This is a genomic window from Mesorhizobium amorphae CCNWGS0123 (genome assembly GCF_001686985.1).
GTDB classification, from domain to species: domain Bacteria; phylum Pseudomonadota; class Alphaproteobacteria; order Rhizobiales; family Rhizobiaceae; genus Mesorhizobium; species Mesorhizobium amorphae.
The window spans coordinates 2362409-2377529 of the sequence record NZ_CP015318.1; the positions used below are offsets into that span (position 1 = coordinate 2362409).

A 15121-nucleotide genomic window follows, 5' to 3' on the forward strand; every position below is an offset into this window, starting at 1 on the left:
ATTGGCCGTCGGTCGCGGTCAGGCGGTTTTCTCGCCGACCAGTTCAAAGCGTTCGACCTCGCAGTGCTGGCCGACCATCGCCAGCACGTCCGTCGAGGGTTCGATCGCATCGGGCTGTTTCCATTCGAGGCTGAAGGAAAACAAAAAGCGCTCGCGGCCGGCGTCATGCTCCATGCCGACAAAGCGCGCCTCATAGCCGAGCGGCCGCACCATATCCTGGACATCGGGCGGCAACCCTTTCGCCCAGGACACCGACAGGATCGCATGATGGTCGCGCGGGATCCGGAGATCGACCCATCTCAAGGCCTGGAGCGTCACCAGGGTGAGCAGCGTCGCAATCCCCGCCAGGCCGAACTGGCCACCGCCAAACGCCAGTCCGATCATCGTCATGATCCACATCGTCGCGGCGGTGGTGACGCCGGTCACGAGGTCGCCGCGCCGAAGGATGGCGCCGCCGCCGATGAAGCCGACGCCGGTCAGCACTCCGAGCGGAAATCGCAGCACATCCATGCGGCCGAAGGAATCCGTTTCCTTGCCCGCGATGTCGAGCAGGATGTTGGCCTGGATCATGGCGATGGCAGCCGCAAGGCCGACAAGGATGGTCGTTCGAAGCCCGGCGGTGCGGCCTCGCGACTCCCTGTTCAAGCCGATGAGGGTGCCTGCCAGCAGCGTCAGCAGAAGCCGCGCGGCGAGGTCGGGCCAGGTTGGATGAAGCGGCATCTCGCAGCAAAACGGCTCGAACATCGTTTCCACCTTGGCGGCCTGGGCGCGCCCGCGTCCTACGTCGCGTCCCCACCGTCCCTCAACATCGCTGGGGCAGTGATGGTTCCCCTCGCCGCCGCCACCCCTTTTGCACGATTTGAACAGGCGACGCTTGACTCCGGCAAAGCCTTGTGAAAAATTTTGCAGCAACTGATAAAAATATCAAAGGGCGGAAATGGTTGGGTTCGGCAACGGCCTGCTGCGCGACGATGAGACCAGCATGGCGACCCGCGCCGCCTGGCTCCACTATGCCGGCGGCCTGACCCAGTCCGAGGTCGCCAAGCGGCTCGGGCTGACCAGCCTCAAGGCGCACCGCCTGATCACCAAGGCCAACCAGGAAGGGCTGGTCAAAGTCTATATCGACGGCGAAGTCTCCGAATGCGTCGCACTCGAGGACCAGCTCTCCGGCCGCTACGGCCTCGACTATTGCGAGGTGGTGCCGGACTTCGATTCCGAGGACCTGCCGCTCAAGGCGCTGGGCATTGCCGGCGCGCAGTTCCTCAAGCGCGAGATCGAGCGCGGCGAGGGCACGCTGATCGGCGTCGGCCACGGCCGCACGCTCGCCGCCTGCGTCGAATACCTGCCGCGCATATCGGCCGAGGGAATCCGCTTCGTCTCGCTGCTCGGCGGCCTGACGCGGAAGTTTTCGGCCAATCCGCATGACGTTATCCATCGCCTGGCTGAACGCACCGGCGCCGAAGCCTATGTCATGCCGGTGCCGATGTTCGCCAACACCGCCGAGGACCGCACGGTGCTGCTCGGCCAGAAGGGCATCAGCGAGGTCTTCGATCTCGCTCGGTCGGCCGACCTTTTGATCGCCGGCATCGGTACAGCCGAGCGCGAGGCCTCGCTGGTTGCCACCGGCATGATCGAGAAGGGCGAGATGGAGGAGACCCGCGGCAACGGCGCCGTCGGCGAGTTGCTCGGCCATTTCTTCGACGCGGCCGGAAAGCCGGTGGCGACGACGGTGTCTAGCCGGGCGCTGGCCCTGGCGCGTGAAGACATCGCCAACCGCAGGATTGTCGCCGTCGCCGGCGGCAAGGTGAAGGTTCGTGCCATCAAGTCAGTGCTGGAGGGCCGCTATCTGAAGGGCCTGATAACCGACGAGCGGACGGCGCGATCGCTCGTGGAACAGACGCCGGTCGGGTAGCCGGCAAAGCTTTGGTTGAAACTACCCTGTGGAGGAGAAGAGAAGATGTATGAGAAAGAGAAAGACCTGATCGACGCGTTCATGCGCGGACAAGTCGATCGCCGCGGCCTGATCAGGGGCCTCGGAGCACTTGGCCTTGCCGCCGGAACGGCCGGCACGCTGCTCAACTTCGGACAGACCCGTGCGCTCGCCGCCGATTTCGACTGGCAGGCGCACAAGGGCAAGACCATCAAGCTCTTGCTCAACAAGCATCCCTATGCCGATGCGATGATCGCCAACCTCGAGAATTTCAAGCAGCTGACCGGCATGAACGTCGTCTATGACGTGTTCCCGGAAGACGTCTATTTCGACAAGGTCACGGCGGCGCTGTCGGCAAGCTCGCCGGAATACGATGCCTTCATGACCGGCGCCTACATGACCTGGACTTATGGCCCGGCCGGCTGGATCACCGACCTCAACGAATGGATCAAGGATCCAGCCAAGACCAATCCGAACTATGCCTGGGACGACTTCCTGCCCGGCGTCAGGAATTCCTGCGCCTGGAACGGCAAGCCGGGCGGCGAACTGGGTTCGGAAGACGCCAAGCAGTGGTGCATTCCGTGGGGCTTCGAGCAGAACAACATCACATACAACCACGGCATGTTCGAGAAGGCCGGCGTCAAGGTGCCCGGCAACATGGACGAGCTGGTCGCCGCGGCCGCCAAGCTCACCAAGGACGTCGGTGGCGGCGTCTACGGCATCGGCGTGCGCGGCTCGCGCTCCTGGGCGACGATCCATCCCGGCTTCCTGTCGGCCTACGCCAATTTCGACCAGAAGGACCTGAACGTGTCGGCCGACGGCAAGCTGTCGGCCGCCATGAACACCGCCGAATCCAAGGCTTTCCACAAGCAGTGGGTGCAGATGATCCAGGAGAGCGGTCCGAAGGACTGGTCGACCTACACCTGGTATCAGGTCGGCACCGATCTTGGCGCCGGCGCCTCGGCGATGATCTTCGACGCCGACATCCTTGGCTACTTCATGAATGGCGGCGACAACAAGATGGCCGGCAAGCTCGCCTTCGCCGGCTTCAAGGCCAATCCGGCCGCCAAGGCGCCGACCCCGAACATCTGGATCTGGTCGCTGTCGATGTCCAACTTCTCCAAGGACAAGGACGCCACCTGGTACTTCATGCAATGGGCCTCCGGACCCGAGCATGCGCTGTTCGGCGCCACCAAGATGGACTTCGTCAATCCGGTCCGCCAGTCGGTCTGGAAGGACGATGTGTTCCGCGAGAAGCTGAACAAGAGCTATCCCGGCTATGTCGAGATGTTCGACGCCTCGGCACCGGGCGCCAGCATCAAGTTCACGGCGCAGCCGCTGTTCTTCGACCTCACCACCGAATGGGCGGCGACGCTGCAGAAGATGGTGGCCAAGGAAGTGCCGATCGACGAAGGCCTCGACAAGCTGGCCGAGAGCATCAATGGTCAGCTCAAGGAAGCTGGTCTCGGCTAAATCGCGTGGCGTCTGGCCCGTTCCGGCGGGCCAGTTCGCCCACGCTGTTCTAGGTTTGCGACGCGGTGTCTGATGACATCGCCAATTCGCCCGACCGGCCGCCTGGCTCCCTTGGCGGCCGGCAGGGCGAAGCAACAGGAATGATGGAGCACAGCGGATGACCGCGGCGACAGTGCAGAGGGCCAGACCCTCCGGCTTCAGGATCAGCAAGCGGGCTCTGCCCTACCTCCTCAGCCTGCCGGCCCTGCTGGTCTGCATCGGCATCCTGATCCCGTTCCTGACCTCTGTGGTCTACTCCTTCCAGCGCTACCGGCTGAGCCAGCCCTGGGCACGGCAGTTCAACTGGGGCGACAACTACATCTCCTTCTTCACCGACCCGAAGTTCTGGAACACGCTGCAGGTCTCGCTGCTCTATGCCGGCATCACCGTCGTGCTCGAACTGCTGCTCGGCCTCGCCATCGCCATGCTGCTGCAGAAGCGCTCGACGCTCAACAATTTCATCTCGATCATGCTCTTGATGCCGCTGATGACGGCGCCGGCGCTGGCCGCACTGATGTGGAAGCTGATGACCAATCCGGGCTTCGGCGTGCTGAGCTATCTCGCCAGCCTCATCGGCCTGCAGGATTTCCGCTGGGCTTCATCGCCGTCGACGGCGCTGTTGACCGTCGTGCTGGTCGACATCTGGGTCTACACGCCTTTCATCATGATCCTGCTGCTGGCCGGCCTGCGCAGCCTGCCGACACAGCCCTTCGAGGCGGCGGCCCTTGATGGCGTGCCGAGGAGCTTCGTCTTCTTCCGCATCACCCTGCCGATGCTGACGCCCTACATACTGACGGCGACGCTGTTTCGCCTGCTCGATTCCATCCAGCAATTCGACATCATCTACGCTATGACCCAAGGCGGGCCCGGCGACACGCTGACTGTCTTCCAGGTCGAGGCCTATCTCAACTTCTTCCAGTCGACCAATGTCGGCCGCTCGGCGGCACTGATGATCATCCTGTGGGCGATCACCTATTTCCTGTCGAACATCTTCATCAAGAACTGGCTGCGGCTGCGCGAACGCGCCCGCGGGCAGGCATAGGAGGCCGGGATGGAACACACCTCGCTTCTCGAACGCGTCCTGCGCGGCATAGCGCTGACGCTGGTCGTCATCTTCTTCATGTTTCCGATCGTCTGGATCTTCATGATGTCGTTCCAGACCAACGAGACCATCCTGCGCATTCCGCCGCAGCTGGTCTTCGAGCCGACCTTGGCCAACTACACCGCCCTGATCACCGGCAAGCTGGAGACGGCATCGGGCACGCTCGACATCGCCTTCATGCGCAACCTCTGGAATTCGGTGTTCCTGTCGGTCACATCGGTTGCCGTCGCGCTGCTGCTCGGCGTTCCAGCCGCCTACGCCTTTGCCCGGCACAAGTTCCGCGGCTCTGAGGATATCGCCTTCACGCTGCTGTCCTTCCGCTTCGCGCCGGCGCTGCTGGTGCTGCTGCCGCTGACCCTCTACTTCCAGAAGCTCGGGCTGGCCAACACCTATTTCGGCCTGATCTGGGTCTACCAGCTGATCTGCCTGCCGCTGATCCTGTGGATCGTGCGCGGCTATTTCGAGGACATTCCGGCCGACATCGAATACGCCTATCGCATCGGCGGCCATTCCTGGTTCGCCACCTTCCGCAAGATCGCGCTGCCGCTCGCCGGCCCCGGCATCGCGGCGGCGGGCCTGCTCGCCTTCATCTTCGCCTGGAACAATTTCGTCTTCGCGCTGGTGCTCGCTTCCGCCGACAAGCAGCCGGTGACCGTCGGCGCGCTCGCCTTCATCACTTCCTCGGGCATCCAGTACGGCCAGATCTCGGCCGCGATCGTGCTGTCGATCACGCCGACGCTGGCGCTTGCCCTCTACGCGCAGCGCTACCTCGTCGAAGGCCTGTCGCTCGGCGCGGTGAAAGGATAGGTCCGATGGCAAGCCTTGAACTGAAAAATGTCGTCAAGCGCTACAAGAGCCAGACCGTGCTGGACGATCTGTCGCTGACCGTCGCCGATGGCGAGACGCTGGTCCTGTTCGGCCCATCCGGCGCCGGCAAGACGGTGCTGCTGCGCCTCGTCGCCGGCGTCATCGATCCCGATGAGGGCAAGATCCTCATCGGCGGCGAGGACATGACCGACGTCGATGCCGAGTTCCGCGGCGTCGGCATGGCGTTCCAGAATTTCGCGCTGTTTCCGCATATGACCGCCTTCGACAACATCGCGTCGCCGCTCGAAGCCAGGCACTCCTCGAAAGGCGTGATCAAGGCCGGCGTCGAGAGCGTCGCCAAGCTGCTCAAGATCGACCATGTGCTGAGCCACAAGCCGCGAGCCCTGTCCAATGGCCAGAAGCAGCGCACCGCACTTGCCCGCGCTCTGGTCGGATCGCCGCCGTTGCTGCTGCTCGACGATCCCTTGCGCAACGTCGACGCCAAATTGCGTTTCGAGATGCGGCTCGAACTGCCGAGGCTTTTGCACGATCGTGGCGCGACCGTCATCTATGTCACCCAGGACTACAAGGAGGCGATGGCGCTCGGCAACCGCATTGCCGTGATGTCGCAAGGCGTCATCCGGCAGCTCGGCACGCCCGAGCAGATCTATCGTGAGCCGGCTAATATCGAGATCGCCAGGCTGTTCGGCGACCCGACCATCAACCTGCTCGACGTCAAGCCGGCGCGCGATGCCAAGGGCATCTATGTCGGCCTGTCGAATGTGCAGGTCCATCTCGCCGGCGCCTTTGAGGCAGCGGTCGGGCGCGACTGCGTCATCGGGCTGCGGCCCGAAGCGCTGAGCTTCGTCAACGAGGCCACACCCGGCGCTTTTCCGGTGACGGTCGAGGCCGAGACGCCGCTCAACGAGAAGATCGTCACGCTGGTGCGCACCGTGCGCGGCCGCGAAATCCTGGTCTCGCGTCCGGCCGGAGCCCCGGGCCAGGCCGAAGGCAAGGCCCACATCGCCGTCGACAGCAAAAGCGCGCTTCTGTTCGATCACGCGAGCGGCGAGCGCATCGGTGCCAACAAGGTCGTCAATTTGCGCAGCGGAGAAGCGGCATGAGCGCCAGCGCAATCACCATTTCCGGCGTCGACAAGTTCTATGGTCCGATCGACCGTGGCGTGCACGCGGTCAAGAACCTGACGATGGAGATCGCCAAGGGCGAGATCGTAGCGCTGCTCGGCTCGTCCGGCTGCGGCAAGACGTCGACACTACGCATGATCGCCGGCTTCGAGGAGGTCTCGCGCGGCGCGATCTCGGTTGGCGGCCGCAAGGTGCATACGCTGGCGCCGGTCAAGCGCAATGTGGCGATGGCCTTCGAGGGCTACTCGCTCTATCCGCCGCTCACCGTACGCGAGAACATGGCCTTTGCGCTCAAGGCGGCCCGGCTGCCGAAGAGCGAGGTCGACGCCAAGGTCGCCAGCATCGCCAAATTGCTCGAGATCGAGGACATACTGGAGCGCTATCCGAGCTCGATCTCCGGCGGCCAGCAGCAGCGCGCCAGCCTCGGCCGGGCGCTGATCCGCAATGCCGACCTGCACCTGCTCGACGAGCCGATGGGCCAGCTCGAGCCGCAGCTGCGCGCCGTGCTCCGCGGCCGCATCAAGCACTTCATCAAGGAGCGCGGCCTGACCGCGATCCTGGTCACGCACGACCAGACCGAGGCCAATGCGCTGGCCGACCGTATCGCGGTGATGGAAGGCGGCGTGCTGCAGCAGTTCGACACGCCCGACATGATCAAACGGCGGCCAGCCAATTTGTTCACGGGCACCTTCGTCGGCGAACCGCCGATGAACGTCTTCGAAGCCTATGTCGGCAATACCGTCGGCAAGATCAGTCTTAAGCTGCCCGATGGGCTGTCGCTCGACTACGACAAGGACGCTTTCAGCGCCCCGGTCCGCGACCAGTTGCTCAACCGCGAGCGCGTGGTGATCGGCGTCAGGCCCTATGCGGTGCGTCGCTCGAAGGACGGCGTGCCGGCCACCGTTTCGGCCAACCAATGGCTCGGCGACCAGACGCATATCGCCGCCGATTTCGCCGGCGGCTCGCTGGTGCTGGTCGAGCACGACCGCACCCGGCTGGAGCTGGGCGCGCCGATCAATGTCAGCATCGACCCGAAGAACCTGCATGTCTTCGACCAGGCGAGCGGCAACGCGATTTCGCACGGGATGGAGCTTGCCTGATGCGGGATGTGCTGATCGGCATCGACGCCGGCACGTCTGTCATCAAGTCCGTCGCCTTCGACACGGCGGGCCGGCAGATCGCGGCCGCGGCGCTGCCGAACAAATACGAGACACTGCCCGGCGGCGGCGCCGAGCAGGATCTGGCGCGCACCTGGGCCGATACGGCGACCACGTTGCGCCAGCTTGCCGACAAGGTGCCTGATCTCGCCAGCCGCGTCATCGCCGTCGCGGTGACCGGGCAGGGCGACGGCACCTGGTTGATCGACGCCGAGGGCGAGCCGGTCGCCAAGGGCTGGCTATGGCTCGACGCGCGCGCCGCCTCCGTGGTCGAGGAGATCCGTGCCCGGCCCGAGGACCGGCTGCGTTTCGAAAAGACCGGCAGCGGTCTCGCCGCCTGCCAGCAGGGATCGCAGTTCGCGTTCATCAAGCGCAACATGCCGGGCATGCTCACGAGCGCCGCGACGGCGTTCCACTGCAAGGATTGGCTCTATTTCCGGCTGACCGGCGAGCGCGCCACCGATCCGTCGGAAGGGACCTTCACCTTCGGCGACTTCCGCACCCGCGATTACTCCGACGATGTGCTCGATGTGCTCGGCGTCGGCGATCTCCGGCATCTCCTGCCTGACATCGTCGATGGCACCAGGCAAAGCGCTGCGCTGTCCAAGGCGGCCGCCGATGTCACCGGCCTGCTCGCCGGCACGCCGGTCGTGCTCGCCTATGTCGACGTCGTCTGCACCGCGCTTGGCGCCGGCCTGTTCGACCGGCAGCGCAAACCGGGCTGCACCATCATCGGCTCGACCGGCATGCATATGCGGCTTGCCGAGACGGCCGACGAGGTGCAGCTGAATGAGGCCGCGACCGGCTATACGATGGCGATGCCGGCGCCCGGCGTGTTCGCGCAACTCCAGTCGAACATGGCGGCGACGCTCAACATCGACTGGGTCCTCGGCCTCGCCTCCGGCATCCTCGCTTCGCAAGGGATTTCGCGCTCGAATGGCGAAATGATCGCGCTGGTCGACCAGTGGATCGCATCGTCGAAGCCGGCGTCGCTGATCTACCAGCCCTACGTGTCGGAGGCCGGCGAGCGCGGGCCGTTCGTCGATGCCAATGCCAGGGCCGGTTTCGTCGGCATTTCCTCGCGCCACGGCTATGCCGACATGGTGCGCGCCGTCTTCGAAGGACTGGCCTTCGCGGCGCGCGATTGCTACGCCGCCATGGGCCCGCTGCCCAAGGAAGTCCGCCTTACCGGCGGCGCGGCGAGAAGCCCGGCCCTGCGAAAAATCCTGGGTGCCGCGGTTGGCGCCGACATCCGCACCAGCGAGCGCGAAGAGGCGGGCGCGGCGGGTGCCGCGATGATCGCGGCGGTGTGCGTCGGCCAGTACCGGACGATGGACGATTGCGTCGCCGAATGGGTCACGCCGCTGCTCGGTGCGGCCGAGCCGAGCGACCAAAAGCTTGCCGCCATCTACGAGGCGATGGCCCCGTCCTACACATTGGCGCATGAGGCGCTGCGTCCGGTCTGGCGGTCGATGGCCGCGTCGAAAGCACATTGAGAAGTCGAGCATGCAGAAGAAAATAGCGATCATCGGCGACCGTTTCATGCTTCCGGACGTGTTCCGGTCGGAGATCGAGAAGGCCTGCGGCAACAGCCTCGATATCCGCACGCTCGAAATGGCCTGGCCCGACGAGCCGATGGAGTTCGGCAATCCGGCTCTCGGCCTCGACAAGGTCAAGGAGTATTTCGGCAATCCGGACGAGGTGGTCGATTTCATCGGCGACGCCGAGATCTTCGTCACCCAGCTGTCGCCGCTCTCCGACGCCATGATGCGGCGCCTGCCGGCGCTCAGACTGGTCGCGGTGTCGCGTGGCGGTCCGATCAACATCGACATGGCGGCTGCGAAAACGCATGGCATCACCGTCGTCAACGTGCCGGGACGCAATGCCAGCGCGGTCGCCGAGTTCACTATCGGCGCCATCCTTGCCGAGACAAGGCTGATCCGCGTCGGCCACGAAGCCTTGCGGAAGGGCGAATGGCGGGGCGATCTCTACCGCGCCGACCGCACCGGCCGCGAGCTCAGCGAAATGACCGTCGGCGTCATCGGCTACGGCAATATAGGCACGAAGGTAGTGCGCCTGCTGCGCGCCTTCGGCTGCCGCATCCTGGTCTCCGATCCCTATGTGCAGCTGAGCGCGGACGACCGCAATGCCGGCGTCGAGCTGGTCGCCCTGGACGATCTTCTCGCTCGCTCCGACGTGGTCACGCTGCATTCGCGGGTGACGGCGGAAACCCGCGGGCTGATCAACATGGACACCATGGCCCGGATGAAGCCCGGCGTGATCTTCATCAACACCGCGCGCGGCCCGCTGGTCGACTATGACGCGCTCTACGATGCGCTGGTGTCCGGTCACATCGCCAGCGCCATGCTGGAGACCTTCGCGGTCGAGCCGGTACCGTCGGACTGGCCGCTGCTGCAACTGCCCAACGTGACGCTGACGCCGCATATCGCCGGCGCCTCGGTGCGCACCGTCACCTACGCCGCCGAGCAGGCGGCCGAGGAGGTGCGTCGCTTCATCGCCGGTCTGCCGCCGGTCAATCCGTGCTAAGGCCGCCGCCATGAAACGGACAGTCTGCAGCGAAGGTCTGGCGCGATGAGCGGCGACAGCGAAATCGTCGACCTCTTCGTCATCGGCGGCGGCGTCAACGGCGCCGGCATCACGCGCGACGCCGCCGGCCGCGGCCTGTCCGTCATCCTGTGCGAAAAGGACGATCTGGCCGAAGGCACCAGCTCGCGCTCGGGCAAGCTTGTCCATGGCGGGTTGCGCTATCTCGAATATTACGAGTTCCGCCTGGTGCGCGAGGCGCTGATCGAGCGCGAGGTGCTGCTGGAATCTGCGCCCCACATTATCTGGCCGATGCGCTTCGTGCTGCCGCACAGCCCCGACGACAGGCCGGCCTGGCTGGTGCGGCTCGGCCTGTTCCTCTACGACCATCTCGGCGGCCGCAAGCGGCTGCCGGCCACCCGCACGCTGAACCTGCGCACCGCGCCCGAAGGCGCGCCGATCAAGGACGCCTTCAGGCGCGGCTTCGAATATTCCGACTGCTGGGTCGACGATGCCCGCCTCGTCGTCATCAATGCGCTCGACGCCGCCGAGCGGGGCGCGAAGGTCTTCACCCGCACCGCCTGCACTGCTGCCCGCCGCGAGAACGGCCTGTGGTCGGTGGAAATGCGCGACGGCAGGACCGGCGTCAGAACCACGGTCAGGGCTCGGGCGCTGATCAACGCCGCCGGCCCCTGGGTCAACGATATCGTCAACCGCGTCGCCGGCCAGAACTCCAAGCGCAATGTGCGGCTGGTCAAGGGCAGCCACATCGTCGTGCCGAAATTCTGGGAGGGCCGGCAGGCCTATCTGGTCCAGAACAACGACAAACGGGTGATCTTCATCAACCCCTACCAGAACGATCTGGCCCTGATCGGCACCACCGACATTCCCTATGACGGGCGGCCCGAGGACGTGACAGCGGAGGAGAGCGAGATCGACTACCTGATCAAGGTCGTCAACCGCTACTTCAAGCGCGGCCTTGCGCGCAGCGAGGTCGTCTATTCGTTCTCGGGCGTCAGGCCGCTTTACGATGACAACGCCGACAATCCGAGCGCGGTGACCCGCGACTACATCTTCGAGCTCGACGCATCGGCGGGCCAGGCGCCGCTGCTTTCCGTCTTCGGCGGCAAGATCACCACCTTCCGCAAGCTGGCCGAGCATGCGCTGGACCGGATCCAGCCATTCTTCCCGAAGATGGGCAAGGCGTGGACGGCAAAGGCGCATCTGCCGGGCGGCGACATCGCCAATGCCGACTTCGAACAGTTCCTCGGCGATCTCGGCCGCGACTATCCGTGGATGCCAGCTTCGCTGGTCAAGCATTACGGCCGGCTCTACGGCACGCGTACCCGCGCGCTGGTCGGCGCCGCCGGCTCGCTCGCCGACCTCGGGCGGCCTTTCGGCAAGGATTTTTTCGAGCGCGAGGCGAGCTACCTCTTCGCCCACGAATGGGCGCTGACGGCGGCCGACATTCTCGACCGGCGCACCAAGCACGGCCTGCATCTCAGCGCCGCTGAGCGAGCCGCCTTCGAGGACTGGTGCGCGAACCAATTGGCGAAGGCCGGCTGATGGCTTCTAACATTGATCACGATGCCGCCGAGTTGGAGGCGCTGCGCGCGCTGTCGGCCAGCGTCGGCGCCGACCCGCTGCTGGTCCAGGGCGCCGGCGGTAACACCTCGCTCAAGGAGGCCGGCCTGCTGTGGATCAAGGCGTCCGGCACCTGGCTGATGAACGCGGCCACCACCGACATCATGGTACCGGTGGAACTGGCCCCCTTGCTCGATGCGGTGGCGCGCAAGAGCCCGGCAGCCGAGAAGGCCGATCAATTCACACCGGCGGATCTCAACCCGCACCGGTTGCGGCCTTCGATCGAGACCACGGTGCATGCCTTGCTGCCGCAGAAGATCGTCGTCCACGTCCATTGCGTCGAGACGATCGCGATCGCCGTGCAGGCCAATGCGGAGGCGCTGCTTGAAGAACGTCTGCGCGGGCTCGACTGGGCCTTCGTGCCCTATCGCCGGCCGGGGCTGCCGCTGGCGCAGGGGATTGCGGAGCGGCTGCAGCCTCGCACCAATGTGCTGGTGCTTGGCAATCACGGGCTGGTCGTCGCCGCCGACACGGTTGCCGAGGCGAGCCTGCTGCTCAGGCGCGTCACCGGCCTGCTCGCCCGCCCGCCGCGCGCGGCACCACCGCCCGATGTCGACGCGCTGATCAGGCTCGCCATGGGCAGCGGCTACCGGCTTCCCGTCGCGGTCGAGGCGCATGCCGCCGCCACCGATCTCGCCAGTTGTCGCATCGCCGCATCCGGCAGCCTCTATCCGGACCATGTCATCTTCCTCGGCGCCGGATCGGTGATCGCCGGTCCGAACGAGAATGCCGCCGCCGTCGTGGCCAGGACAACGGGCGCCGGGCAGCCGGCCCCGGCTTCCATCCTCTTTCCCGGCAAGGGCATCCTGATGCGCAGGGATGCCAATGCCGGCGCCGAGGCGATGGCGCGCTGCCTTGCCGATGTCGCGGCGCGCATCGATCCTGCGGCGCGCGTCAACTATCTGAGCCTCGAGCAGAATGCCGAGCTCTTGAACTGGGACGCCGAGAAATACCGCCAGGAACTCAACCGCCGCAGCGCCGCCACGTTGCAATGACGGCGCTCGGCCTCGATGGTGGCGGTCCGGATGATCGTGCCGTCAAGCACGATACCCGGCAGGCCTGAACAGGAGTTTCGAATTTGGCCTTTACGCTGTCCCTCAACACCAATCCGCTGGTCAACCGCTTTGCCGATCCGGACGATCTGATCGACGCGATCGCCTATGGCATCGGCATCAGGGACGTTCAGCTGACGCATGAATTCGTCAATCCGGGCTGGCCGCCGGCGACGATCGCCAAGTTTATCCGCCTGTTCCGGTCGGCGCTGGATCGGACGGGCGTGCGCATCACATCGGGCATGACCGGCCCCTATGGCCGGCTCAACCATTTCGGTCATCCCGACGCCGATGTGCGCCGCTACTATGTCGACTGGTTCAAGACCTTCGCCGACATCTCGGCCGAGCTCGGCGCCAGCGGCATCGGCACGCAGTTCGCCATCTTCACCCACCAGGATTATGACGATCCCGAGCGCCGCGCGAAGCTTCTCGACATCGCGCTCGAATGCTGGCGCGAGGTCGCCGACCACGCCAAGGCCGCCGGGCTGACCTATTTGTTCTGGGAGCCGATGTCGGTCGGCCGCGAATTCGGCCACACGATCGAGAGCTGCCGGGCGCTGCACCAGGAGATCGAGGCGGCCGGCATGGCCATTCCGCTCAAGATGATGGTCGACATCGACCATGGCGACGTGACCTCGAGCAATCCGGCCGACATCGACCCCTATGCCTGGGCCGAGGCATTTCCCAAGGAGTCGCCGATCATCCACATCAAGCAATCGTCGATGAACAAGGGCGGCCACTGGCCGTTCACCGCCGCCTACAACAAGGACGGCCGCATCACGCCGGAGAAATTCCTGGAGACGGTGCGGCGCGGCGGCGGCACCGACAACGAGATCTGCCTCGAATTGTCGTTCCGCGAGCGCGAGCCGGTCGACCATCAGGTCGTCGCCATGATCCGTGAATCGGTCGACTACTGGACGCCTTTCATCGACGCCGGCAGGGCGGACCTGTCGCCGCGGGCAAAATGAAAGGGCGGGAGTCGATCGGACCCCGCCCTTTGCACCGGTCATTCCGGTCAGATAGAACTCAGCCGAACTTCGGGTCGAGGCTGCCCGACTTATAGCGCTTGGCCATTTCGGCGACCGGCAGCGGCTTGATCTTCTGGGCATTGCCGGCGGTGCCGAACTGCTCGAAGCGCTCTTTGCAAAGCTTGCGCATGGCAGCCATGGCCGGCGTCAGATATTTGCGCGGGTCGAACTCCGAGGGGTTCTCGGTCAGAACCTTGCGGATCGCGCCGGTCAGCGCCATGCGGTTGTCGGTGTCGATATTGATCTTGCGCACGCCGTGTTTGATGCCGCGCTGGATCTCTTCCACCGGCACGCCCCAGGTCGGCTTCATCTGGCCGCCATACTTGTTGATGATTTCCTGCAGATCCTCCGGCACCGAGGACGAGCCGTGCATGACCAGATGCATGTTTGGCAGGCGGCGGTGGATCTCCTCGATCACGTTCATGGCCAGCACCGCGCCATCAGGCTTGCGGCTGAACTTGTAGGCGCCGTGGCTGGTGCCCATGGCGACCGCCAGCGCATCGACATGCGTGTCCTTGACGAACTGCACCGCCTGTTCGGGATCGGTCAGCAACTGGTCGTGGCTGATAGCCCCTTCGACGCCGTGGCCGTCTTCCTGCTCGCCGCCGCCGCTCTCGAGCGACCCCAGCACGCCGATCTCGCCTTCCACCGACACGCCGCCCCAATGCGCCATGTCGACGACACGCTTGGTGATGCCGGAATTGTAGTCATAGTCGGCCGGCGATTTGCCGTCCTCCTTCAGCGAACCGTCCATCATCACCGAGGTGAAGCCGTACTGGATCGCGGTGACGCAGGTGGCTTCGTTGTTGCCGTGGTCGAGATGCATGCAGACCGGGATGTCGGGGTGGATTTCGACCAGCGCGTCGATCAGCTTGGCCAGCACCACGTCATTGGCATAGGCGCGCGCGCCGCGGCTCGCCTGCAAGATGACCGGCGACTTGGTCTCCTCGGCGGCCTCCATGATGGCAAGGCCCTGTTCCATGTTGTTCATGTTGAAGGCCGGCACGCCATAGCCGTGTTCGGCGGCATGGTCGAGCAATTGTCTCAATGTGATGCGAGCCACCCAATAGTCTCCCGTGTCTGGTTTCGAATTCGGTTGCTGGCTGGTCGACCGTCGTCCAGCCCGTCGATGCTTCTGGCCGGATTTCCGCCGGACCGCAACAGTCCGGCGCGTCGCAGGGAGCAATTCTTGTTACAGGA

Annotated in this window: 13 protein-coding genes; 11 read left to right on the top strand and 2 right to left on the bottom strand. The window is 65.0% G+C overall.

The window, feature by feature from the left end; genetic code table 11:
- Positions 1–18 precede the first annotated feature (18 nt).
- Positions 19–744, bottom strand: a complete 726-nt coding sequence (locus tag A6B35_RS10925) for an MgtC/SapB family protein (protein WP_006206395.1) — start codon at positions 742–744, stop codon at positions 19–21.
- Between the two features lie 193 nt (positions 745–937).
- Between A6B35_RS10925 and A6B35_RS10930 the strand changes: the two genes are divergently transcribed.
- The 11 genes from A6B35_RS10930 to A6B35_RS10980 all read left to right on the top strand — a co-directional run bounded on the left by A6B35_RS10930 (position 938) and on the right by A6B35_RS10980 (position 13861).
- Positions 938–1912, top strand: coding sequence for a sugar-binding transcriptional regulator (locus tag A6B35_RS10930; protein ID WP_006206394.1), 975 nt, complete (start codon positions 938–940; stop codon positions 1910–1912).
- A 45-nt stretch (positions 1913–1957) separates the two neighbouring features.
- Positions 1958–3403 (top strand): ABC transporter substrate-binding protein, encoded by a 1446-nt coding sequence (locus A6B35_RS10935; protein WP_006206393.1) that lies wholly within the window; start codon positions 1958–1960, stop codon positions 3401–3403.
- A gap of 157 nt (positions 3404–3560) precedes the next feature.
- Positions 3561–4484: a carbohydrate ABC transporter permease gene (locus A6B35_RS10940; RefSeq protein ID WP_006206392.1), complete on the top strand. Its 924-nt coding sequence runs from the start codon at positions 3561–3563 to the stop codon at positions 4482–4484.
- Between the two features lie 9 nt (positions 4485–4493).
- Complete coding sequence (locus A6B35_RS10945; RefSeq protein WP_006206391.1) at positions 4494–5351, top strand: carbohydrate ABC transporter permease; 858 nt, start codon at positions 4494–4496, stop codon at positions 5349–5351.
- Between the two features lie 5 nt (positions 5352–5356).
- Positions 5357–6475, top strand: a complete 1119-nt coding sequence (locus A6B35_RS10950; protein WP_006206390.1) for an ABC transporter ATP-binding protein — start codon at positions 5357–5359, stop codon at positions 6473–6475.
- Positions 6472–7596, top strand: coding sequence for an ABC transporter ATP-binding protein (locus tag A6B35_RS10955; RefSeq protein WP_065518182.1), 1125 nt, complete (start codon positions 6472–6474; stop codon positions 7594–7596). The genes A6B35_RS10950 and A6B35_RS10955 overlap by 4 nt, the downstream gene beginning before the upstream one ends.
- Entirely contained in the window at positions 7596–9149 is a 1554-nt protein-coding gene (locus tag A6B35_RS10960; protein WP_006201971.1) for an FGGY-family carbohydrate kinase, read from the top strand. Before A6B35_RS10955 ends, A6B35_RS10960 begins: the two co-directional genes overlap by 1 nt.
- A gap of 10 nt (positions 9150–9159) precedes the next feature.
- Complete coding sequence (locus A6B35_RS10965; protein ID WP_006201970.1) at positions 9160–10200, top strand: 2-hydroxyacid dehydrogenase; 1041 nt, start codon at positions 9160–9162, stop codon at positions 10198–10200.
- A 45-nt stretch (positions 10201–10245) separates the two neighbouring features.
- Positions 10246–11763, top strand: coding sequence for a glycerol-3-phosphate dehydrogenase (locus A6B35_RS10970; RefSeq protein ID WP_006201969.1), 1518 nt, complete (start codon positions 10246–10248; stop codon positions 11761–11763).
- Entirely contained in the window at positions 11763–12836 is a 1074-nt protein-coding gene (locus tag A6B35_RS10975) for a class II aldolase/adducin family protein (protein ID WP_006201968.1), read from the top strand. The genes A6B35_RS10970 and A6B35_RS10975 overlap by 1 nt, the downstream gene beginning before the upstream one ends.
- A gap of 83 nt (positions 12837–12919) precedes the next feature.
- The gene (locus A6B35_RS10980; RefSeq protein WP_006201967.1) at positions 12920–13861 is read left to right on the top strand and encodes a sugar phosphate isomerase/epimerase family protein; all 942 of its coding nucleotides are present in this window, start codon (positions 12920–12922) and stop codon (positions 13859–13861) included.
- Positions 13862–13919: 58 nt separating this feature from the next.
- Here the strand turns inward: A6B35_RS10980 and fba are convergent, their stop codons facing one another.
- Positions 13920–14984, bottom strand: coding sequence for a class II fructose-bisphosphate aldolase (gene fba / locus A6B35_RS10985; protein WP_006201966.1), 1065 nt, complete (start codon positions 14982–14984; stop codon positions 13920–13922).
- Positions 14985–15121: the final 137 nt, after the last annotated feature.